This window comes from Gordonia sp. UBA7860, from assembly GCF_002500165.1.
GTDB lineage: Bacteria > Actinomycetota > Actinomycetes > Mycobacteriales > Mycobacteriaceae > Gordonia > Gordonia sputi.
In genome coordinates this window covers 1-21,136 of record NZ_DLSO01000090.1, presented here as the reverse complement: position 1 = coordinate 21,136, position 21,136 = coordinate 1, and the positions used below count along the sequence as shown (strand labels likewise).

Annotated in this window: 15 protein-coding genes and 3 pseudogenes; 4 read left to right on the top strand and 14 right to left on the bottom strand. The window is 65.1% G+C overall.

Going from position 1 to position 21,136, the window contains the following annotated elements; genetic code table 11:
• From B3T59_RS11890 to rpmE, 13 genes and pseudogenes are all read right to left on the bottom strand, one after another.
• A pseudogene (locus tag B3T59_RS11890) lies at positions 1–209 on the bottom strand (F0F1 ATP synthase subunit beta); the annotation flags it as partial.
• Positions 210–256: 47 nt separating this feature from the next.
• Entirely contained in the window at positions 257–1,195 is a 939-nt protein-coding gene (locus B3T59_RS11885) for a F0F1 ATP synthase subunit gamma (protein ID WP_005179406.1), read from the bottom strand.
• Between the two features lie 62 nt (positions 1,196–1,257).
• The gene (atpA, locus tag B3T59_RS11880) at positions 1,258–2,886 is read right to left on the bottom strand and encodes a F0F1 ATP synthase subunit alpha (RefSeq protein WP_005179408.1); all 1,629 of its coding nucleotides are present in this window, start codon (positions 2,884–2,886) and stop codon (positions 1,258–1,260) included.
• A gap of 78 nt (positions 2,887–2,964) precedes the next feature.
• Positions 2,965–4,317, bottom strand: coding sequence for a F0F1 ATP synthase subunit B/delta (locus tag B3T59_RS11875; RefSeq protein WP_287003488.1), 1,353 nt, complete (start codon positions 4,315–4,317; stop codon positions 2,965–2,967).
• 2 nt (positions 4,318–4,319) lie between these two features.
• On the bottom strand, positions 4,320–4,823 hold the full coding sequence (locus B3T59_RS11870; protein ID WP_064862744.1) for a F0F1 ATP synthase subunit B: 504 nt from the start codon (positions 4,821–4,823) through the stop codon (positions 4,320–4,322).
• Between the two features lie 49 nt (positions 4,824–4,872).
• On the bottom strand, positions 4,873–5,130 hold the full coding sequence (locus B3T59_RS11865; protein WP_005179417.1) for a F0F1 ATP synthase subunit C: 258 nt from the start codon (positions 5,128–5,130) through the stop codon (positions 4,873–4,875).
• Between the two features lie 86 nt (positions 5,131–5,216).
• Positions 5,217–5,987 carry a F0F1 ATP synthase subunit A gene (atpB, locus tag B3T59_RS11860; RefSeq protein ID WP_005205732.1) on the bottom strand — a complete coding sequence of 257 codons (771 nt, stop codon included), beginning with the start codon at positions 5,985–5,987 and terminating at the stop codon, positions 5,217–5,219.
• Positions 5,984–6,400 carry a hypothetical protein gene (locus B3T59_RS11855; RefSeq protein ID WP_005205734.1) on the bottom strand — a complete coding sequence of 139 codons (417 nt, stop codon included), beginning with the start codon at positions 6,398–6,400 and terminating at the stop codon, positions 5,984–5,986. The genes atpB and B3T59_RS11855 overlap by 4 nt, the downstream gene beginning before the upstream one ends.
• 341 nt (positions 6,401–6,741) lie before the next feature.
• Positions 6,742–7,959, bottom strand: coding sequence for an MraY family glycosyltransferase (locus tag B3T59_RS11850; RefSeq protein WP_005205736.1), 1,218 nt, complete (start codon positions 7,957–7,959; stop codon positions 6,742–6,744).
• A complete protein-coding gene (locus tag B3T59_RS11845) occupies positions 7,959–8,612 on the bottom strand; it encodes an L-threonylcarbamoyladenylate synthase (RefSeq protein ID WP_064862745.1) in 654 nt (217 codons plus the stop codon). The genes B3T59_RS11850 and B3T59_RS11845 overlap by 1 nt, the downstream gene beginning before the upstream one ends.
• 35 nt (positions 8,613–8,647) lie before the next feature.
• Positions 8,648–9,496 carry a peptide chain release factor N(5)-glutamine methyltransferase gene (gene prmC / locus B3T59_RS11840; protein ID WP_005205740.1) on the bottom strand — a complete coding sequence of 283 codons (849 nt, stop codon included), beginning with the start codon at positions 9,494–9,496 and terminating at the stop codon, positions 8,648–8,650.
• Positions 9,497–9,576: 80 nt separating this feature from the next.
• On the bottom strand, positions 9,577–10,683 hold the full coding sequence (gene prfA, locus B3T59_RS11835) for a peptide chain release factor 1 (RefSeq protein WP_287003487.1): 1,107 nt from the start codon (positions 10,681–10,683) through the stop codon (positions 9,577–9,579).
• 143 nt (positions 10,684–10,826) lie between these two features.
• A complete protein-coding gene (gene rpmE, locus B3T59_RS11830; protein ID WP_287003486.1) occupies positions 10,827–11,054 on the bottom strand; it encodes a 50S ribosomal protein L31 in 228 nt (75 codons plus the stop codon).
• Between the two features lie 424 nt (positions 11,055–11,478).
• On the opposite strand from rpmE, the pseudogene B3T59_RS11825 reads away from it, so the two are divergent.
• From B3T59_RS11825 to B3T59_RS11810, 4 genes and pseudogenes are all read left to right on the top strand, one after another.
• Positions 11,479–16,907: pseudogene (locus B3T59_RS11825) on the top strand (glutamate synthase-related protein).
• A gap of 1 nt (position 16,908) precedes the next feature.
• Positions 16,909–18,780 (top strand): sulfite reductase subunit alpha, encoded by a 1,872-nt coding sequence (locus B3T59_RS11820; RefSeq protein WP_064863175.1) that lies wholly within the window; start codon positions 16,909–16,911, stop codon positions 18,778–18,780.
• 35 nt (positions 18,781–18,815) lie between these two features.
• The gene (locus B3T59_RS11815; protein ID WP_308204789.1) at positions 18,816–19,814 is read left to right on the top strand and encodes a heme transporter; all 999 of its coding nucleotides are present in this window, start codon (positions 18,816–18,818) and stop codon (positions 19,812–19,814) included.
• Between the two features lie 194 nt (positions 19,815–20,008).
• Positions 20,009–20,536, top strand: a complete 528-nt coding sequence (locus B3T59_RS11810; RefSeq protein ID WP_064863173.1) for a CGNR zinc finger domain-containing protein — start codon at positions 20,009–20,011, stop codon at positions 20,534–20,536.
• A 104-nt stretch (positions 20,537–20,640) separates the two neighbouring features.
• Here the strand turns inward: B3T59_RS11810 and B3T59_RS11805 are convergent.
• Positions 20,641–21,136 (bottom strand): annotated as a pseudogene (locus tag B3T59_RS11805) (transcription termination factor Rho); the annotation flags it as partial.

Sequence of the window (21,136 nt, the reverse complement as noted above, 5' to 3'; positions counted from 1 at the left end):
ACCAGGTTGTCGCCGAGGTGCTGTGCGACCTCGAGGGTCAGCGTCTTGGCGACGGCCTCGAGTGTCACCTCGGTGTGCAGGGCGTTGAACAGGCCTGGGATCGAGCTGCGGGGGAACTCGACGTCGACGACGGGGCCGATGATGCGGACAACGCGGCCCTCGGTGGTCCCCGCCGACTGCGACGAGGGTGTCTCTACAGTTGCGGTCATGATGCTTGGGTCACTTCCTTTTGATCGAAGTTTGGGTGGGATCGGCGTCAGTTGGCGAGGGCGCTCGATCCGCCGACGATCTCGCTGATTTCCTGGGTGATCTGGGCCTGGCGGAGCTGGTTGGCCTCACGCGACAACGTCTTGGACAGTTCCTCGGCGTTGTCTGTCGCTGCCTTCATCGCCGTGCGACGTGCGGCCGACTCGGATGCGGCCGAGTCCAGTAGCGCCGCGTAGACGCGCGTGGCGACATACTTCGGCAACAGTGCCTCGAGGAGGGTCTCTGCGCTCGGCTCGAAGCTGTAGTTGCGCGACTCGTCGTCGACCTCGACCTCCCCGTGATCCGGGTTGTCGTTCTCGGTCACCACCAGTGGCGCCATGCGACGGACCTCGGGCGTCTGGGTGAGCATCGTGACGAACCGGGTGTAGACGATGTGCAATTCGTCGACGCCCTCGATGGTTCCCTCGCCGTCCGGCAGATCGATGCTCTCCCCCGACCCCGCCACGAAGAGGTCGACAAGGAAGTTGCTCGCCTGCGCCGCGTCCGCGTACTCCGGCGACTGCGAGAATCCGGTCCACGACGTCGCGACATCCATACCGCGGAAGGTGAAGTAGTTCACGCCCTTGGTGCCCATCACGAAGAGGACCGGCTCCTTGCCCTCCTCACGGATGAGCGAGATGAGCTCGCGCGATGACCGCAGCACGTTCGCGTTGTAACCGCCGGCCATGCCGCGGTCGCTGGTGATCACCAGAATCGCGGCGCGTTTGGGATTCTCGCGCTCCTTGAGCAGCGGATGGTCGAGCGACCCGGCGCTGCTGGCCAGTTCGGAGAGCACCTTGGTCATCTCTTCCGAGTAGGGCTTCGCTGCCGCCACCCGGGCCTGAGCCTTGGTGATACGCGACGTCGCGATCAGCTCCTGCGCCTTGGTGATCTTCTTCGTCGATTGGACCGACCGGATGCGTGAGCGCAGCTCACGAATGCTGGCCATGAGCCCTCACCCCTTCTTCCTTGGCACGGATACGCCCGATGCGGGCACGGACGGACACGCGATCACTTCCGGATCTTGATCTGTTCTTGCTCGACGTCGTCGGCGTCCATCGCGGCTGCCTCTGCCTCGTTGACGACGCGCTTGCCGTCGTGGGTGAGGTAGCTGTTCTTGAACTTGTTGGTCTCGGCGACGAGTGCCTCTGCCTGGTCGTCGGTGAGCACCTGGCCGCCCGCGATCGAGTCGTAGACGCCGGTCGCGTTGTGATGCAGGTGGCTCAGCAGCTGGGTCTCGAAGTTCCGGACATCGTCGACCGGGACCGAGTCGTAGTGGCCCTCACCACAGAGGTAGATCGAAACGATCTCGTCCTCGACCGAGTAGGGGCTGTACTGATCCTGCTTGAGCATCTCGACCCACCGGGCACCGCGCTCGAGCTGCGCCTTCGACGCTGCGTCGAGGTCGGAGGCGAAGGCAGCGAAGGCTTCGAGTTCGCGGAACTGCGCGAGCTCGAGACGCAGCGAGCCGGACACCTTCTTGAGGCCCTTCGTCTGAGCGGCACCACCAACGCGCGAGACCGAGGTACCGACGTTGATCGCAGGACGAACGCCCTTGTTGAACAGGTCGGACTCGAGGAAGACCTGACCGTCGGTGATCGAGATGACGTTGGTCGGAATGAACGCCGACACGTCGTTGGCCTTGGTCTCGATGATCGGCAGCGCGGTCATCGAGCCGCCACCGAGCTCGTCGGAGAGCTTCGCCGCGCGCTCGAGCAGACGCGAGTGCAGGTAGAAGACGTCACCGGGGTAAGCCTCGCGGCCCGGCGGACGACGCAGCAGCAGCGAGATGGCGCGGTAGGCCTCGGCCTGCTTGGTGAGGTCGTCGAAGACCACGAGAACGTGCTTGCCCTGGTACATCCAGTGCTGGCCGAGGGCCGAACCGGTGTACGGGGCCAGCCACTTGAAGCCTGCCGAGTCGGAAGCGGGTGCGGCGACGATGGTGGTGTACTCCATTGCGCCGGCCTCTTCGAGTGCCGTCTTCACACCCGCGATGGTCGAGCCCTTCTGACCGATCGCGACGTAGATGCACCGGACCTGCTTACTCGGGTCGCCGGTTGCCCAGTTGTCCTTCTGGTTCAGGATCGCATCGACACACACAGCGGTCTTACCGGTCTTGCGGTCGCCGATGATGAGCTGACGCTGTCCGCGACCGATCGCGGTCATGGCGTCGATGGCCTTGATGCCGGTAGCCAGCGACTCCTCGACCGGCTGACGCTCGAGCACGGTGGCAGCCTGCAACTCGAGGACACGATTGTCCTCGGCCTCGATGTCGCCGAGTCCATCGATCGGAGCGCCCAGCGGGTCGACAACGCGACCGAGGAACTTGTCGCCGACGGGCACCGAGAGCACCTCGCCGGTGCGGCTGACCTGGCCGCCTTCTTCGAGATCCTCGTAGTCACCGAGGATGACCGCGCCGATCTCGTCCTCGTCGAGGTTCAGTGCCACACCCTGGATGCCGCCGGGGAACTGCAACAGCTCGTTGGCCATTGCGCCCGGAAGGCCGCTGACGTGGGCGATGCCGTCAGCCGTGTCGGTGATCGTGCCGACCTCGTCGCGCGAGGCTTCGGCTTCGAACGACGAGACGTACTGCTCGATCGCTCCCTTAATCTCGTCTGCTGAGATCGTCAACTCCGCCATGGGTTCTCGTCTTTCTTGATGTCGGTCGGTGTGAGTGAGTCGTGGTGGTGAGGTGTCGTTCGCGACTGCGAGACGCGGCTACCTCGGCAGTGTCTCCGCTGCTTTTGCCAGGCGTGTCGCGATGTCGGCCTCGATGACCTCGTCTCCGACACCGATACGCAGTCCGCCGATGATCGACGGGTCGATCTCGGTCTGCACCGAGATCTTGCGGTGGTAGATCTCGGCGAGCACGTCACCGAGACGTTGCTTCTGAGCATCGCTCAATTCGGCTGCAGACACCACATGGGCGACTGTTTCGCCACGCATGGCCGCGGCCAATTGCGCGAGCTGGTCGACAGCGGACTCCGCGGGCTGCCCGTGGAGGAGGCTGATCGTCTGGGTGAGCAGGTGCGCGGTGTAATTGCCGATCTGGCTCCCCAGCAGCCCGGTGAGCAGGCCGTTGCGCTTCTCCGCGGGCTTGGTGAAGTCGGTCAGCAATGAGGCGAGCGTGGGATTCGCCTCGAGTAGACGGCTCACCCGGAACAGTTCGTCCTCGACCTGTTCGATCTGACCGTCACGCTCAGCCGCAGTGAGTACCACCAGCGCGTTCTGTCTGCGCAGCGCGACCAGGATGTCGTTGGGCTGCGACCAGTGCTGAGCAACGGCGGACGCAACGACCTCGACCGCGATCGGCGATGCCTTGCCGTCGAACAGACTGTGCACCAACTGCTTCTTGAGGGCCGGGAAATCCTCGTCCTCGGTGAACTTCTTCCGCAGCACCGGGTTGTGCTGGAGGAAGTCGATGATCTGCGTGAGATCCTCGCTGGCCGCGAGCAACTCCTGCGGAGACTTACCCTCGGTGTTGGAGCTGAACTCGCGCGCGACCGCACGTGCCGCGTCACGGCTGGCGGCGTGCATCGAGTGCAACCCGATCAGTTCACTCGAACTCGGCACCCCGGTCGAGGGCTGTCCGCCCCGCGACATGGCCGCGAGCTCGTCGATGACCCGATCGACGGTCTCCGACTGGTTGGCCGGGTCGGCGAGGTGATCGCGCACGATCTTGCCTGCGCCATCGACCGCGGTGAGTCCGAGCTCGCTACGCAACTGGCGGACCATCGACGTGCGAATGAGTTCGCCCTGCGCCTTGCCGTGCTCGGAGATGCGCTTGACCTCGACGTCGGCCTGCTTGTGCAGGTCGTCGGCGATGCCCTTGGCATCCTCGATCGCACCCTCGTGTAGTTGTTTGGCCTCGACCTTGGCCTGCTCGATCGAGCGCTCGTGTGCGACCTTGGCGTCTTCGAGGCGCGCCTTGGCCGCATCGCTCTCGGCCACCTGCTGGTCGACGACGTCCTGTGCGCTCTTCACGGTCTTCCGCAAGAACGGCACGACGAACTTCCACAACAGCGCAATGATGAGCAGAAAGCCGACAAGCTGTCCGATAAATACGTCCACTGCTACTTCACCGTCTCAGTCTCTGGCGAGGCGGTCGTCGCCCCTGAACTTTGCACGCCGGCACCCTGTGTGCCGAGAACACGGTCAGCAAGCGTCCGCGACAGTGAGTCGACGTCGCGCTTGGCCTCGGTCACGGCGTTGTCGGCCTCAACCTTGAGGTCTGCGGAGATCTTCGCGAGAGCGGCGTCGGCCTCATCCGTCGCACGCCGCTTCGCATCCGACAACTCCTCGTTCCCCTTGGCCCGCGCTTCGTCCCGGATTCGGGTCGCGTCGGCGCGGGCTTCCTTCATTCGGGCCTGATACTCCCGGTCGGCGTCCTCGTAGCTCGCCGCAGCGGCATTGTTGTCCTCAGCAGTCTTCGCGACCCGTGCCTGCCGTTCGTCGAGCACCTTGACAATCGGTTGCACGATCCACGCGCGGATCACGATCAGCACGACGACGAAGATCAGCAGACACGCGAAGAACGTGCCATTGGGGATCAAGAAGTTCTCTGCGGCGAGATTCATGGTTCAGATGTCCCTTGTTGTTCGAGGAACCCGACTAAAACCGGGAAGATCAGGACTGGCCGGAAATCGGGGTGGCGAACACGAACAGCGCCATGAACGCGAGGTTGATGAAGTACGCGGCCTCGACCAGACCGACGGTGATGAAGAACGGAGTGAACAGACGGCCCTGTGCCTCCGGCTGACGTGCGATGCCGGAGATCAAGGCGGAACCGGCGATACCGTCACCGACGCCGGCACCGATTGCGCCGCCACCCATGATGAGGCCGCCACCGATCAACGCGCCCAGACCAATCAGATTCGGATCCATTGAGAACTTTCCTTTCGGGTGATACTGGCAATCGGATTGCCAGGTCTAAGGTCCGACCGACGCGGTGCCGGCCGGGGTCGGACTAGCTAGTGGTCTTCGTCCGTCTCCATGGCCTGGCTGAAGTACAGCACGGTCAGCAGGGAGAAGATGAATGCCTGGATGAGGCCGACGAACAGGTCGAACGACTTCCAGATCGCGTTCGGCGCCCACATGATGTAGGCGGGGAACAGCGCGATCAGCGCGACCATGATGCTGCCTGCGAACATGTTGCCGAAAAGACGGAGGGAGAGCGAAACAGGCTTCGCGATCTCTTCGATGATGTTGATCGGGGCCAGGAATGCGACGTGACCCTTGACCAGACGCTTGAAGTGACCGATCGGTCCGCGGCGTCGGATTCCGGCAGCCATGTACCAGACGAAGACGAACAACGCGAGGGCGTAACAGAAGTTGACATCGCTGGCCGCGGGCGCGAACACCTCGGCGCTCTTGCCCTCGGAGTCGGCGTACTGCAATGGCAGCACCGACAGCCAGTTCGCGATGAGGATGAACGTGAAGAGGGTGACGGCAAGGGGTAGGACGAAGCCGCCGACCTTCATGCCCATCGAGTTCTCGATCTGGCTGCGCATCTGTGTGGTGACGGCCTCGAAGAACAACTGCACCGAATTGGGACGCTTGGAGGTCATCCGCGAGCGCACGAAGAACGCGAGCGCGATCACGATCACTGCCGCGATGGCGGTGGCGATGATCGTGTCGATGTTCCACGTCATGCCCAGCCATTCCACCTGCTTGTGGTGGCCGACCTCGATCTGGGCCTCGGCCAGCACGAGGGTATCGGCGCCGTAAGTCGATGCGATCATAGCTGCTTACGAAGTCCTTTCATCACCGGAATCACCGTGTTCAGCACCAGGACAACCTGGCCGAGAGCGAGTCCGAACATCACGCCCAGCCCTTCGGGCCGGAACAGGAACGCCGCCGCCAGCGCGAGCACAGTGATGGCTCCGAGGCGTGCGGCAGAGTTGACGGCGAGCAGTTTCTTGCGAGGATTCTCTTCTGCCGCAACACGTTCGACGGACATGATGACCATCTTGGTGTTGATGAAGACGGCGACCACACCGATTGCGAAGAACAGCGGGAACAACCAGCTCCCGAGGAACACCGCAATGATCGCGACGATGACGGTCAGTACGGCGGCGATGATCGCCGGTCGTCGGAGGCCGGTCGGCGCGGGCGGGTAATACACGGGAGCCGAGTCAGGGGCGGACGTCGCCATTGCCTCTCCTCACGTGAACGCCTCAATGCCAAGGGCATCAGGCTATGAGCGTCCGTCTTCGCGGCAGGTGCCGCCGAGCGTACGCTCTGCATTTGCAGTGACCTTATCAACACGGCTTGCCGTGGTCACCGGGGGGTGGCCTCGCAGAACGTGTTGGCTTCCCGAGGTGGGGGCACGTCGCGCCCGTGGCGCGTCATACGCTTCCCCCTCAAGTACTACAGCTGATAGTACACGATTTTACTGTCCGGTTACCTAACCGGTCGGCCGACCGTCCCCCACCCTGCCGAATCGGCCCCTACCTGGCCTTTCGATCATTCACTGCTGCCACTGAGGACGTGTGGTCAACGTAGGGCCCGCGCGGTCCGCAGCTCCGCGATGCGCCGCTGAAGCCGAGGTGCCATTGTCGCCAACATCGCGACCACGAGACCGGCTGCAAACGCAGGCACGACCACCGACATCGGGAAGATCGTGCTCGCAGCCACCGAGAACGCCAGGATGCCCACCCAGAGGTAGATGATCAGCGCAACGCGACGCTGTGAATGCCCCAGTTCGAGCAGGCGGTGATGCAGGTGCAGCTTGTCGGGCGTATAGAACCCGACGCCTGCCCTGGTGCGTCGCACCACCGCCATCAGCATGTCGAGCATCGGAATGAAGACAACCGCCGCAACCAGGATCAGGGGCGAGAGCAGTGTGAACACGTCGGCAGGACCGTACGCATTCACCGCGATACGGCCCGACGCACTCGTCGACGCCGCCGCGAGCATCAAGCCGATGAGCATCGCACCCGAGTCCCCCATGAAGATCCTCGCAGGCGAGAAGTTGTGCGGAAGGAACCCGAGGCAGGCGCCCGCGAGTGCGACCGAGATCAGCGCGGGTGGGTAGTAGCTGACGTCGCCCCCCTGATCGCGAAGCAGCCCGAGCGAGAACATGCAGATGGCCGACGCGGAGATGAGTCCGAGTCCCGCGGCGAGACCGTCGAGTCCGTCGATGAAGTTGACGGCGTTGATGGTGGCGACGGTGATCACGACTGTCAGGAGTCCTGACTGGAACGGGTCGAGGACGATGGTCCCGATGTTTCCGAACGGGACGGGCACCTGCAGCCAGCTCACTCCCATCACCACCATGACGCCCGCCGCGGTCAGCTGACCGACGAACTTCGTCAGTGCGTCGAGTCCCCACCGGTCGTCGATGATCCCGACGATGACGATGACCGCCCCTGCGGTCACCACCGCCCCCATGTCGTTGGTGTAGGCGAAACCCCGGTTGAGCGCAGGGAGATTGGCGGCCAGGACGATAGCCGCGACCACGCCGGCGAACATGCCGACTCCGCCGAGTCGCGGGGTGGGAATGGTGTGCACGTCTCGGACACGGGGCACAGCCACCGCACCCACTCGGATCGCGATCACACGGACCAGCGATGTCAGCAGGTATGTGATGGCCGCCGCGGTCAGCCCGACCAGCAGCAACTCGCGCAGCGGAACACCGGCACCGCCCGAGCCGGAGTCGGCAGACAGCATGTCCGCGACGACCATGCTGGTACCGGTGACGGGCTCGAGCATCAGTTGACCAGGCTGGCCGGATCGACGTCGAGCACCTCTGCCACCTCGGCCGTGGTCACTGCCCCCTCGCGCAGCACGCGGGGTGTGGATCCGGTGATGTCGACGATGGTCGACGGCTCCCCCTTGGGCGCCCTCCCACCGTCGAGGTACACCGACACCGAGTCGCCGAGCTGCTCGCGGGCATCGTCGCACGTGATGGCGGGAGGCCTGCCCGACACGTTGGCACTCGAAACCGCCATTGGCCCGACCTCGCGCAGCACCTCGATGGCCACCGGATGCAGCGGCATCCGCAACATCACGGTGCCCGACGTGTCGCCGAGATCCCAGGCGAGCGACGGAGCCTGTTCGACGACGAGACTCACGCTGCCCGGCCAGAACGCCTCGACAAGGCTGCGCGCCACGGCCGACACCGACAAGACGAGACCGTCGATGGAATGCCAGGAGCCAACCAGAACCGGGACCGGCATGTCGCGTCCCCGGTGTTTCGCGGCCAGGAGATCGGTGACGGCCTCGGCGTCGAACGCGTTGCAGCCGATGCCGTAGACGGTGTCGGTCGGTGTGACGATCAGGCGTCCCGCCTTGGCTGCCCCCACGGCCGCCTGGATTCCGGCGGAGCGGGTTGCCTCGTCAGAGCAATCGAAAACGGTACTCACCCGTTCATCCTTTCACGCGACACGTCTGGCCCGGATCAAGGTCGACGGCGCGCGGTCACGACCCGCGGCCGACCAGCGAGGTCGAGGCGCGCAACGACGTCGTCGAATCGCCCGGTCGTCTCAAGTGCCCCGACCACCTGGGACGACGTCGAATCGTCATGTTCGACGGCGATGCGCCCGTCGACTGCCAACAGTCGCGCGGCGACGTCGGCGAGCGGCGTGATCACGCTCATGCCGTCGTGACCGGCGAACACGGCTTCGGCAGGATCCGCTTCGACCTCGGGCGAGACGTCGGTGTCGGTGGGCACATAGGGCGGGTTCGCCACGATGAGGTCGAGCGAGCCGTCGGGGATGTGATCGCGCAGTTGCGCGTGGTCGGTGACATCGGCGCCGAGAACTGCCACCCGATCGCCGACACCGAGGTTCTCGACATTCCGGCGTAGCCACAACAATGCCGACGCCGACTTCTCGACCGCCACCACACGGGCCGACGGCACCGACTCGGCGATCGCGATCGCAAGGGCTCCGCTGCCGCTGCACAGATCGGCGACGAGCGGGTGTGGGATACCGCGAAGATTCTCGACGGCCCATTCGAGCATCAGCTCGGTCTCGGGCCGCGGCACGAACACCCCGGGGCCGACGGCCAGGTCGATGGGGCCGAACGCTGCGCGACCGATGATGTGCTGCAACGGAATTCGACGCGCACGCTGCGCAACGAGTTCGCGATACCGTTTCCGGTGACCCGCGTCTGGTCCGTCGGCGAAGGCCAGAGAGCCCCGACCGACGTCGAGGACGTGCGCCAACAACCACTCCGCGTCGCTTCGCGCCGAATCGATCCCGGCCTCCGCGAGCAGCGATGTCGCCGCAGATATCTCCGACGCCACAGATGACTCTTGGGCCGCAGATGACTCTTGGGCCGCAGACACCGCTGGCGTCAGCCGGTCACTTGTCACGACGATCGACCTCACTCGGCCTCGAGCCGCGCCTGACGATCCGCGGCCACGAGTGCGTCGAGCAGTGCGTCCATGTCGCCATTCAGCACGGCATCGAGATTGTTTGCCTTGTATCCGATCCGGTGATCGGTGATCCGGTTCTCCGGAAAGTTGTAGGTGCGGATGCGTTCGGATCGATCGACCGTCCGGATCTGCGCAGCCCTGCCCTCCGCGGCCGCGGCGTCGGCCTCCTCCTCGGCAGCGGATTGCAACCGCGCAGCGAGCACCTGCATGGCACGGGCTTTGTTCTGAAGCTGCGACCGCTCGTTCTGGCAGGTCACGACGATCCCGGTGGGTAGGTGGGTGAGACGAACCGCCGAGTCGGTGGTGTTGACGCCCTGCCCACCCTTGCCCGACGACCGGTAGACGTCGATCCGCAGGTCGGACTCGTCGATCTCGACCTCCTCGACCTCCTCGGGCTCCGGATAGATCAGCACGCCCGCGGCCGACGTGTGGATACGCCCCTGCGACTCGGTCACCGGGACACGTTGCACGCGGTGCACGCCGCCCTCGAACTTCAGTCGCGACCACACACCGTCGCGCGAGGGCTCGCGGCCCTTGATCGACAGCGTGGCCTCCTTGTAGCCCCCGAGATCGGACTCGGTGACACCGAGGACCTGGGCCTTCCATCCGTGCCGCTCGCAGTACTTGAGATACATGCGTGCCAGGTCGGAGGCGAACAGCGCCGACTCCTCGCCGCCTGCACCCGACTTGATCTCCAACACGACGTCGTCGGAATCGTGCGGATCGCGCGGTGCGAGCAGATCGGTCAGCGTCGCGTCCAGAGATTCGACCGCAGCCTCGAGAGCGGGAATCTCCTCGGCGAACGCCGCGTCGTCTGCGGCGAGTTCCTGTGCGGCGGCGAGGTCATCGCGCGCGGTCTGCAGCTTCGAATACGTCGCCATGATCGGCGCGAGCTCAGCAAATCGCTTGCCCACCCGTCGCGCATGCGACGGATCGTCGTGCAACGAAGGGTCGGAGAGCTGCTGCTCGAGCCCGGCGTGCTCGGCCAGAATGTCATCGATGGCTCCGCCGTTGGCGCCGCCTCCGGCGTCGCGTATGTGTGCGCCTCTAGACACCGCTCTTCCTCCTCATCACGTCGTCGCCACGCTCCTCGTTATTCGTCGTGCATCGCGGCGCACACACGAAGTTGCCTGGGCACCTACAAACACAAACGACGCCCGACCCGGTCTGTCTGACCGGGCGGGCGTCGTCGGGTGTGCTACTTGGCGTCTGCCTTCTTGGTGCGCTTGCCGTAGCGCTTCTCGAAGCGCGCGACGCGGCCGCCGGTGTCGAGGATCTTCTGCTTGCCCGTGTAGAACGGGTGGCACTGCGAGCAGACTTCGACGTTGATCCGACCGTTCTCGGCGGTGCTGCGGGTCTCGAAGGTGTTGCCACAGCCGCAAACGACCGTGGTCACGTGGTAATCGGGGTGAATTCCCTGCTTCATTCTGGTGTCCCTTTCTATGGTCGCCGGGTCACCGCCGCGATTCGGCGGTGTGAACCGGTACCGGACTCGACCGATCAGTATGCCATCGCCCGAGGCCCAGACGGAAATCGCGCACTTCTTCTTCACGATCACCGCGGGCACCGGATTCGACTCGACTGCCTGTCACCCGCCTCAACACGGCCCCGCCCGTATTCATTCCGACGCAGGTCCCGCTCCGCCGAACACGCCACACGCTGCATAAACGTGCGAACGCGCCGCGCCGAAGATGCACTTCTCCGGTCCATATGAAGGTAAGCCTTAGTTTACTGTGCCTTACCTAAGTTATAGTCGTGCGAGCCGCTCCACTGTCGCAGCGGCGAACCGCTCCAACGCCGCAGCGGATTGCATTCGCATCCAGAACCCACATCCCTACGAGAGGACCTGCGTGCACGCGATCCGGAGACCACACCTGGTGTGGGATCACAGCGACGAAAAGAGCAGCTGTGGCGTCGGCTTCATCACGCGCAAAGACGGCAGGGCGACGCATGACGTCATCGACATGGCACGTGAGGCGCTCTGTTCGGTACCCCACCGTGGTGGAATGTCGGCGCTCGGCATCGGCGACGGTGGCGGCGTGTCGATGGATCTGTCCCGACGCTTCTTTCGTTCGGTGACCGGCCGACCCGACCTCGAGCTGGGTCGGTTCTGCGTCGGCAACTTCTTCCTCCCGCCGTCGCCGGCGGCAGCATCGAGAGCCACGCGACTCATCGAGCGCACGATGCACGACCGCGGATTCACCGACCTGTGCGTGCGCGATGTTCCCGTCGACCCCTCGGTGCTGCGGCCCGCATCCGCGGCGGCGCAGCTCCCGATCCGGCAATGGGTGTTCGCCGCACCTGATCCCTGCCCTGATCCGGCCGATCTCGACCACTTTGTCCAGCAGGCACTGCTGCACATCGAGTCGATCGCCTACACCTCAGACGAGTTCGCGGGCCTCTATCCCCTGTCGCTGTCCGCACGTACGCAGGTCCTCAAGGGCAGGCTCTCGTCGAACGAGGTCGTCGACTACTTCACCGACCTCGCCGATCCTGACCACCGGGTCCACACCCTGTATTTCCACACGCGCTTCTCCACCAACACCGACCCGCATCCCACGATGGCTCAGCCATTCCGACTCCTCGCACACAATGGCGAGCTCAACACCGACAAGAAGAACCGCATCGCGCAGGTCACCGCGGCCGCGGCATCCGGGAAGACCATCTCGCGACCGCCGGGCCAATCCGACTCCAGCAGACTTGACCAGACCGTCGCCGCGCGTGTCGTGTCCGAGCGCGTCGACCTCGTCACCGCGATCGTGTCGATGATGCCGCCCGCCTGGGAGAACGACACGACACTCGCCCCCGAGGTTCGGGCGATGTTCGAGTACTTCTCTCTCCACGAGGAGAAGAACGACGGACCGGCGGCTGTGGTGTTCGGCGACGGCACCGTCATCGGCGCACGCCTCGACCGACTCGGACTCCGCCCCCTGCGCACCGTCGAGACCGCCGACTACCTGTGCGCGTTCTCCGAGGCGGGGCAGATCTCGTTCCCGCCGGAGCGCGTGATCGCCCGTGGGCGTGTCTCCGCAGGTGGGATGATCTACTACGACCATCGTGAGCACCGCAGCTACACCACCGAGCAGGCGTACGCGAAGCTCGCCGCGTCACGCGACTACCCGGCGCTCCTGGATGCCGCGCGGGTCGAGCTGGCAACGCTTGCGCCACAACACTCGTCACGCAGTGCCGAGAACGGCGTTCCGCCCACCCTTCCCTGCGACGATCCGACGCTGACGGACCATCAACGCTTCCGCGCGTATCACCTCGACCAGGAAAGCCTGCGGTACTTCGTCGACCCGATGATCGACGACGGTGTCGAACGCGTCTCCGCAATGGGTTTCGGCAACGCGATCAATGCGCTCACCAATCGGGAGCCCAGCGTCGCCCGATACTTCTCACAGCGATTCGCGCAGGTCACCAACCCGCCGCTGGACAGCATCCGTGAAGCGGACGGCATGTCGCTGCGCGTCGCGCTCGGGGCACGGCCTCGGCTCAGCGAGATCAGCACGGCCACAACGCATCACCATCGCCAGATCGTCATCCCGTCACCGATACTCGACGCCGTCGCGCTCGCCACATTGCTCGCACAGCATGAATCCCCCGTCCGTGTCTTCGACGCCACGTTCGCGCTGCCAGAGCCATCCGACCGTTCCCGTATGGCACGCGAGAACACCCAGACTCTCGACGACACAGCGGCACTCGTCGAGGCCGTGGAGCGAGTCTGCGCCCAGGTTGTCGAGTTCGCGTCGGCCACCGGCGGAATCGCGGTCCTCAGCGACCGTGCGATCCGGACAGATCGTGCTGCTTTGCCGATGATCTTTCTCGTCTCCGCGGCCAACCAGCGCCTGATCGCCTCTGGCGCACGGCTGAGCGTTTCTCTGGTGGCAGACTCGGGGCAGATCGAGTCGTCGCATCACCTCGCCGCGGTGCTCGGCTTCGGAGCCGCTGCAGCACATCCTCATTCGGTCGCGCGACGCGCAGCGCGCTCGGGTGACCCGCAGAAGGCGACGGCCGGATTCGATAGCTGGGCCGCGGCGGCCACGAAGTCACTCATGAAGACGATGGGCCGGGTGGGGTTGTGCACCGTCGAGAGCTACATCGGTGGCGAGTTCTTCGAGCCGAACTTTCTCGACACCTCCGACTCCGTCCTCGCAGAATGGTTTCCGACGATGCGCTCGCCTGCAGGAGGAGCCGCGCTTGCCGACGTCGTCGACGCGATCGCCGATGCTCACCGAGCCGCGATGGCCACACCGGCCGCGTCGTCGGACAAAGACCTCCCACTGCTCGGGCTCTTCAAGGAACGGTCCGACGGCGCAGGCCACTCCTTCGGCGTCGCGGCTGTCCGCGGCTACGGCCAGATGACCTCGGAGAAGCTGCAATTCGTCACGGCGACAGTCGACTCCGTTCGCGCCGACGAGGCCGGTGCCACGGATCTTCTACGACTGCTCACGCTCGGCGACCTCGACGACGCGTTCGGCGAGACCGCGCAGTTGTACTCGTCGAGCAGCTACGACAGGCTCAGCGATGCCGAGATCGACGCATTCTCATCACCGATGCCTACCGCGCATTCGCCGACGACCTCGCGCGGACCCGGGCGGAACGCCCGAGCGCCGTGCGCGACGTCCTCGACCTTCGTCGTGCCGAGACACCCCGTGGGCTGACAGATGTGCAGCCCGCCCATGAGATCACCGCAACCTTCGCGTCCGGAGCCATGAGTCATGGCGCCCTCGTAGCCCAGGCACACGAAGCAATTGCCCACGGCACCAACATGGTCGGCGCGTTGTCGAACAGCGGCGAAGGCGGCGAGCACTTTTCGAGATACGGCACGCTGCGTGCGTCGAGGATCAAGCAGTTCGCGTCGGGAAGATTCGGAATCTGGGCGGGGTACCTCGCCGACCCCATGCTCACCGAACTCGAGATCAAGATCGGCCAGGGCGCGAAACCGGGTGAGGGAGGGCAACTTCCGGCACCCAAGGTCACCGTCGAGATCGCCGCGGCCCGCGGCGGCACTCCGGGCGTCGAACTCGTCTCTCCCCCACCGCATCACGACACGTACTCGATCGAGGATCTCGCGCAACTCATCCACGACTGCAAAGCAGCGCGGGTGCGTGTGATCGTGAAGCTGGTGTCGTCGGAGGGCATCGGAACCATCGCCGTCGGAGTCGCCAAGGCAGGCGCCGACGTGATCAACGTCGCCGGGAACACCGGCGGCACCGGCGCGGCGTCGGTCACCAGCCTGCGCTACGCCGGACGTGCAGCCGAGATCGGCCTCGCCGAAGTGCACCAGGCGCTCTGCGCGCACGGTCTCCGCGACAAGGTCGTCCTCCGCGCGTCGGGGGCTCATCAGACAGGTCGCGACGTCGTGGTCTCGGCACTACTCGGTGCCGACAGCTTCGAGTTCGGTACCGCCGCCCTGATGATGATGGGCTGCGTGATGGCCAAGAACTGCAACATCAAGTGTCCGGCTGGCCTCACGACCAATCCCGAACTGTTCGACGGGGATCCGCGCGCCATGGCGCAGTACCTGCTCAACGTCGCGCACGATGTGCGGGAGATTCTCGCCGACCTCGCAGTCGGAGATCTGCGCGCGGCACGCGGTCGCACCGACCTACTCGTCGGAATCGACCACCCTGCGATAGTCGGGCGCCTCGACACCGCGCCGCTCCTCGCGCGCGTCGACGGCGAAGTCATCACCGATCCGGTCTACCTCGAGGCCGACTTCTCCGTCGACGACTCGCTGCTGACCCAGGTGCGCGAGTCGCTCTTCGACGCCGGGGCCACCAGTGTCGTCACCACCCCGACGATCCTCGGCAATCGGAACAAGAGTGTCGGTGCGCAACTGGCCGTCGACATCGAGCGCGTCCTCAACCACACCGCACCCGACGACCCCGCTTCCGAACACATCGACCTGGCGCCGACCGTCTACGTCGACGAACGCGGGCGTCGTTATCTCGCACCCGATTCCGTCACCATCCCCACGTCGGGGTCTGCAGGGTTGTCCTACGGCGCCTTCTGCAACGACGGCCTGCGCCTCGAGCACACCGGTACGTGCAACGACGGTGTGGGAAAGTCGATGTCGGGCGGCGCGGTCGTGGTGCGCTCTCCCGGTGGAGGTTCGCCCGCGGAGGGCGGCAACGTCCTGATCGGCAACTTCGCTCTGTTCGGGGCCACCGGTGGGCGCCTCTTCGTCGAGGGAGAGGCCGGAGACCGCTTCGCCGTGCGCAATTCGGGTGCCACCGCAGTGGTCGAGGGCATCGGCGAGTTCGGTTGTGAATACATGACCAACGGAGCGGTCCTCAACATCGGCGGGTTCGGCCGAGGACTCGGCAACGGAATGAGCGGCGGCTTCCTCTATCAGTACGATCCGGCCTGTGTACTCACCGAGCGGATCAGTTCGGACTCGGTGCTTGTCGGGGCGATCACGGGAGTCGACGACCCACTCGCACCACTCCACCACCACGCGGTCCACCTACTCCTCGAGATGCACGCCGAGGCAACGGGTTCCGCGCTCGCGACCCGGCTCCTCGAGAACTGGGAGACCGAGCGGCACTACATCAGCTACGCCATGCCGCGCGCGCTCGTCGCTCACCAGGACGCCCCAACCCTGCTGGCCACGCTCGGTCACCGCGCACTCGTCGACGAACTGTCGACGTCGATCGCCACCGACCAAATCAGGACTCTCAAACGGCATGTCAGAAACCGCACTCCGATCCTCGACGGGCTCGTCCCTGACTACGGGCAGACCGACGACGCGACGATGTACCGCCTCCTCAACGCGTTCACTGTGTTCCATCTCGCCCGCGAGGTTGCCCGGACGCGTCTACGTCGTTCGAGATCGACGGTCGTCGGCGCGGATTCGCGGTCGGAACACCTCATCGCGCGAGCCGCACGCAACCTCGTCCTGACCGAAGACTTCGACCTCATCACATGCGTGGGTACGTTTGTCGGCGACATCCTCGCCGACTACGACGAACAACAGATCGCCGCACTCATCTCCGCCAAGCGGATCGACGACTACAAACGGGCGCTCGCCGCCCGCAACGTGCGCTCCGTCGACGCGCCGGCAACCTACGGCTGGATCATGCACCAGGACAACCACATCCGTGACGTGTTGCGATCTCTCCCCGACTTCGACGCTCTGTTCGCTTCGCGGACCGTGCCGACGGTCGTCGAGGCGCTCGCGGCTGCGGAGCCGCACAGCCCCGTCGCGGCAGCGACACCACACAGCCCAGTCGCGGCCGACGACATCGCACCTCTCTCACACCCGAAGGCGGGATGACATGCAACTGCCCTACATTCCCAACGACATTCCCTTCACGGGCGACCAAAAGGCTTGGCTTGCAGGCTTCCTCGCTGGCCTGAACACGAGAATGACCATGCCGCAACCGGCCTCTGCACTCGGCGTCGGGCACACGCAGGCCGAATCGACGTCGGCCGGACAGTCCCAGCCATTGCTCATCGCCTATGGCACCCAGACCGGAAACGCGGAGATGCTCGCCGAGAAGGCGAAGGCGAAGGCCGCGGAGATCGGCCTCGATGCACGAGTCAGCGACCTTGCCGACCTCGACCTCGCCACGCTCGGCACGACGACTCGACTGCTCGTCGTCACGTCGACCTACGGTGAGGGCGACATGCCAGACGACGCCGAGGACTTCTGGCAGGCACTCGCCGCGCCCGAGGTCGGTCGACTCGACGGGCTGACATTCGGCGTTCTCGCACTCGGGGATTCGATCTACGATGGCTTCTGTCAGGCGGGCAAGAATGTCGACACGCGGCTCGCGGAACTAGGTGCGACACGGGTCGTCGAACGTGTCGACTGCGATGTCGACTATCAGCAGACGGCCGACGAGTGGCTGGCGCGGGCACTACCCCTCTTCGCGCAGGCCAGATCTGACCGCGAATCGTCGACCGTTGCGCAGGCGGGCGAGACCGGAGCCGCGGCGACTGACGTCGAGATCACTGACGTCGAGATCACTCGGACCGACAGATCCGACGCAGAGAAGCCGCCGAAGCCTGCGCGCCAACGCAAGTCGACGTGGGGTCGCAAGAATCCCTACCCGGCGACGGTGATCGCCAACAGCGTTCTCTCCGGCACCGGTTCGGCCAAAGAGGTTCGGCACCTGGTGATCTCGCTGGGCGACAGTGGCATCACCTACGAGCCCGGCGACGGACTGAGCGTCGTACCGCGCAACGATCCCGCGCTCGTCGACCGCATCATCGACAGGCTCGGTGTCTCACCGCAGACACCGGTCGTCGATCGCAAGGAGCAGCGTCCGCTGCGCGAGGCACTGCTCCACCGCTATGAGATCGCGACAGCGTCGAAGTATCTCGTCGACTACATCGCAGCCCGTAGCGGTGATGCCGAACTCACACATCTCGCCTCCACCGGCGACCGCGAAGCGCTCGACGCGTGGCTGTGGGGTAAGGACGTGCTCGATCTACTCAACGTCGACGAGTCGCTGACGATCACCCCCGACGAGCTCCTCGCGGAGTTGCAGCCGCTCGCCCACCGCGTCTACTCCATCTCGTCGAGCCCGCGGGCACACGCCGGCACCGTCCACCTGACGATGGCGACGGTCCGCTACCGGTCCGGCGAGCGCGACCGCGGTGGGGTGTGCTCGACGCACCTCGCAGACAGAATCGCCGACGACGAGACGATCGGCGTGTTCGTGACACCCAACAAGTCGTTCCGCCTCCCACCCGACGACGCGAAGGTCGTCATGGTCGGACCGGGTACCGGCATTGCTCCATTTCGCGCGTTCCTGCACGAGCGGGCCGAACGCGGTGCGGCGGGCAGCAACTGGCTGTTCTTCGGCGATCAACACGAGGCGTGCGATCACATCTACCGCGACGAAATAGACCAGTTCGTGGCCGATGGACTGCTCGACCGCCTCGACCTCGCGTTCTCACGCGATCAGGAACACAAGGTCTACGTGCAGGACAAGATGCGCGCTCACGGAGCCGAACTCTTCCGCTGGCTCGACGACGGCGCGTACCTGTATGTGTGCGGCGATGCGACTCGAATGGCGCGCGACGTCGACGATGCGTTGCACGAGATCATCGCCGAGCACGGCGGGCACAGCGCCTCGGCGGCGCAGGATGTGGTGTCTCAGCTCAAGAAGGACAAGCGGTACATGCGTGACGTCTACTGACCTCACCTCGAGAAGCAGTTGAAAGGATGGCAACGATGCCAGCCAACCCGCCCGATCCACGACAACCGACAACCGGCTCCGCGCGACGCTGCGCACGCGACGGCGCATGCCGCTGCAACCGGGCAGCACACGCCAGCGACCTCGACGCGTTGCTCGCCGACCCGCAGTTCTCGGGACATCTGTTGCGGGGCAACGCTTCCGCGATCGGTCCACACCTACCGCTGCTCGATCAGATCGTGGGCGTGACCGTTGCGGGACCTGTCATCCTCAACGACGTCGGTGTCCACGAGACACCAACCGTGACGGGTGGGCCGATCCGCTGCCGCCCCGGCAGGGTGTCGTTGCGCCTGCACCCCGATCATCTCGGCGCCGCACTCGTCAGCGAACCCGCCGCGCAGGCGCCCCCCATGCTCCGACTCTTCGACACCGACGGAAACACCGCTCACGCAACGTATCTGACGGAGACGTCGGACAGATTGGCATTCGAGGCCATCGGATTATCTGCCGACACGTTCTCGTCCGACAACTCGCCTGACGTCGACATTGCGAACGATGCGCCGGAGGTCGCCGTCTGTTCCGACGACGCCCTCGACGATCAGGTCACCCAGCTCGACAGCATCCTCGCCGACGGCGGGGTGTCACGTCTTGCCACTATGCCGGCACGAGAAGGCTTCGCACGCATCGGCTCTCGCCAGGCCATCGCTGCACTCCAGCATGCTGCGCTCCACAACGTAGAACTGACGATGGCCGCCGCGGCACCGGGCTGTGTCCAGTTGCACCACGATCAGCTCGACGGCGCACGCGAACACGAGGGACAGATGCTGCTGGCATCCGGGCGCGCACGGGCGATGATCAACTTCAATCTCGTCACCGAGTGCTGGGTCACCTGGACGCAGGGCGTGTGGGGCCCGACCGGATCCATCGAGATCTACGACCGCCACGCGCGATGCGGAATGGTGATCACGCAGACCGGCGCGGTACCGCCCGCGATGTTCGACGCGTGGGATCACCTGATGGCCGAACTGGCTGCCTGAACCGACCCTGCCCGACGACCCGATCGGTTGCTGATGTGTCCGTGAGGTCATGTTCGACGACACGAATCGCTCCGCACGAACACCGTTGGTAGACAACCACACCCGTCGAGGTGAGGTGGCGCGACTGAGCGGTCCAGTGGTGTGCGTGATCGAGATGTGTGAGTGACATGCCTCCACTGTGATGTAATGGCATTGTGCATTTCAACCATTACGGACAGGATGCCGTCGGACTGGCCGTCGACCTGGCCAATAACCCTCCGACGGATGCGGACGAGCTCGTCGCCAGATGCGACGCAGCAGGTTTCGTGTTCGACGCCGAGGACGTCGGCCCCGAAGACCTGGACAAGACCCTCGACTATCTCGAACACTGGCGGAATGTCGCGCGCGCGACCGACGAGCAGAAGCGCGCAGACCTGTTGAACGCGTTGCTGTTACGGCACGCCGCCGCTCCCCGACTCACGAACCACGCGCAGACGGGGTGGCATCTACACTTCCGCGACGACGACGTCGCGGGCTGGCAGCAAATCTGTGTGTTGATCTCTGCCGCGACCGCGCTGCACCTCACCGGACGCGGCATCGACCGCATGGGTGCATGCGAACTCGCCGAATGCACCCATGTCTTCGCCGATACCTCGCGCAACGGACGGCAACGCTACTGCTCACCGGCATGCGCAAACCGCGCGGCTGTGCGACGCCACCGCGCCGCGCAGGCCACCAGCTAGCGTCAGTCGTCCTGCGGCGTCAGTCGTCCTGCGGTGTCAGTCGTCCTGCGGTGTCAGTCGTCCTGCGGCGTCAGTCGTCCAGCAGTGTCAGTCGTCCTGCGGTGTCAGTCGTCCTTCATGGCGCCGGGGGCGTTCGACTGCACCTGGAGCAAGAACTCGTAATTGTTCTTGGTCTTCTTGAGCTGGCTGATCAGCAGGTCGATGGCCTGCTGCGAGTCGAGTCCGCTCAGCACGCGACGGAGCTTGTGCATGATGCCGAACTCCTCGGGCGACATCAGCAGTTCGTCCTTACGGGTGCTCGACTGGTTGACGTCGACAGCCGGGAACACACGACGATCCGCGATCTTGCGGTCGAGCTTGAGCTCGGCGTTACTGGTGCCCTTGAACTCCTCGAAGATCACCGTGTCGCCGGTCGAACCGGTCTCGACCAGCGCAGATGCGATGATCGTCAGCGATCCGCCGTTCTCGATGTTGCGAGCGGCGCCGAGGAATCGCTTCGGCGGGTAGAGCGCCGTCGAGTCGACACCACCGGACAGGATGCGTCCCGATGCGGGCGACGCGTTGTTGTACGCACGGCCGAGGCGGGTGATCGAGTCGAGC